This window comes from Terrisporobacter muris (assembly GCF_024621905.1).
Classification (GTDB): Bacteria; Bacillota; Clostridia; order Peptostreptococcales; family Peptostreptococcaceae; genus Terrisporobacter; species Terrisporobacter muris.
Window position 1 is genome coordinate 1 of record NZ_JANKBY010000466.1, and the last position, 2,196, is coordinate 2,196.

Consider the following 2,196-nt stretch of genomic DNA (forward strand, 5'->3'; position numbering starts at 1 on the left):
ATTCTAATATTCTATCTAATGGCCATACTTCTCCTACTGGTATATCATATATAGCCGTTACTATTCCTTTCATTCCTGGTATTTGACGGATGTACTCTATTTTCACAGGGTCATCTTGTCCATACCATCTAAATGTCATTTCCATTAATAAATATCCTCCTCAATCTCATTTTAATACTAGTATACAAGTTGTATTGCATTTGTATACTAGCATTTATATATGAGATTTGTCAAGCTTTTAATATTTAAAAACTAACTAAGCTCTTCTTCTTTCTAATTCAGTTTCTATTTCTTCTAATTTTTTATTACTTAAGTTATAAACAAACTTCATAGTAATAAATCCAAATATAAATCCTATAAGCGGTATTAATGTTATTATAAGTCTTATGCTTTCAGCAACTTCAGCAGTTTGAGTAGCCACTCCTGATTGATAACCTATAGCTGCTAAAGCAAATCCACCTATACTTCCTACTATAGCTTGAACCAATTTTCTAGCTAATGAGTATGCTGCATAAACAGTTCCTTCTTCTCTTTTCCCACTTATATATTCTTGATAATCTATAACATCACCAACTAAAGCCCATACGATCATATTGTAGAATCCTGCTCCTATACCTGATACTACACTTAATCCCATATATACATATGGATTTTTACTTGGGAAGAATACCATTACTGCATAAGCTGCTATAGATATTATTAAACTATAAGTTGAAACGTTTTTCTTACCAAATTTAGCAACTAATTTAGTTGTTAAAGGTAGTACTATAAATGTACCTATCATTCCAACCATTCCACCTAAACCTAATAATCCAGGTGCTTGAAAATAATCTTTAAATAAGTATGCATTTAAAGAACTTGGTAAGAATACTGCTGTTAAAGTACCTAATGAACCTAATATTAAACCAATTAAAGCTCTGTTTTTGCATAAAGTTTTTACAGTCTCAGTTAAACTAGTTTTTTCTTGAGTATCCTTGGCTTCATGAATAACTCTTTCTGTTGTCATCTTATATGATAATTGATAAGCTATATTAGCTATTATGGCATAAATTATTGCTGCTACAACAAAACCTTTTACTGATACAACATCTTGTGCATCAAATATTAATTTAGGTGTTAAAACCATAAGTAATATCATTGAAAATGTTGCTGCTAAATTTCTCCAAGTAGATAATGAAGTTCTTTCAACTGGATCTGTTGTCATTACCGAAGCTAATGAACCATATGGTATATTTATAGCTGTATATGCCATCCCAAATCCTATATAAGTTATATATGCATATGGTAATTTCATACTTTCTGGCATATTAGGTATAACTAAGAATGTTAATACTGTAAATATTCCAAGTGGTAAACCCATATATTTTAAATACGGTCTAAACTTCCCATTTTTACCTGCTTTTCTTTTATCAACGATTACTCCCATAATTGGGTCATTTATAGCATCCCATACTCTTGATATAACCATAAGTGTTCCAACTGCTGCTGCACTTATCCCAAATGCATCTGTATAAAATACTAATAAATAACTTCCTATAAAGTTAAATAATAAACTATTCCCAAAATCTCCAAGCATGTAACCGACTTTGTCACCCATTCCAAACGGTTTCCCCGATGACATATTTTTTTCTAATTTAGCTGCTGATTGCATATCTAAACCCTCCTAATTTTATAATTGATAATAAGTCATACTATTTTTTATGTTGTTAGTTAACAACAGCAAATAACATTTTTTCATTATTTGCTTTTATTTAAATATCACTTTAAATTTATATTAATTTTCTTTTTGAAATAAAATTAATATAAATTTCAGTTTGATATTTTTTTAACATTTAAATGCATAATTATGCCTTATCACATATACAAATAATATTACACTCGTATACTAGCATATTAGTAATATAATTTCAATACCTTTTTATACCGTCATAAAAACATTTTCCCAAAGTAATAAAGGTAATATCCAAGAATACCTATAAGCTTTTCCTATAGAAATTCTTGAATAGTATATCTTAAATATTTATTTACTTTTGTTTATAGCTTCTTTTATTCCGTTTATATATACAGCTCCTAAAGCTCTATCATATAATCCGTATCCTGGTCTTCCAGTTTCTCCCCATATCATTCTTCCATGATCTGGTCTGAAAGGTCCATCAAAGTTGTAATCACAGTAAGCTTTTACTATTTCATAGAAAT

At 29.0% G+C, this 2,196-nt stretch carries 3 protein-coding genes; all 3 read right to left on the reverse strand.

Annotated elements, in window-relative coordinates; genetic code table 11:
- A partial coding sequence (locus tag NSA58_RS20935) for a mannonate dehydratase (protein WP_200886392.1) occupies positions 1-145 on the reverse strand: 145 nt, incomplete at its 3' end.
- 111 nt (positions 146-256) lie between these two features.
- Complete coding sequence (locus NSA58_RS19265; protein ID WP_039679636.1) at positions 257-1,651, reverse strand: MFS transporter; 1,395 nt, start codon at positions 1,649-1,651, stop codon at positions 257-259.
- A gap of 369 nt (positions 1,652-2,020) precedes the next feature.
- A complete protein-coding gene (locus NSA58_RS20940; protein ID WP_334319806.1) occupies positions 2,021-2,185 on the reverse strand; it encodes a mannonate dehydratase in 165 nt (54 codons plus the stop codon).
- Positions 2,186-2,196 lie beyond the last annotated feature (11 nt).

What these genes read in the sequence shown, in the direction of transcription:
- NSA58_RS19265 (WP_039679636.1), bottom strand. Translation starts at nt 1,651, where the DNA reads ATGCAATCAGCAGCTAAATTAGAAAAAAATATGTCATCGGGGAAACCG.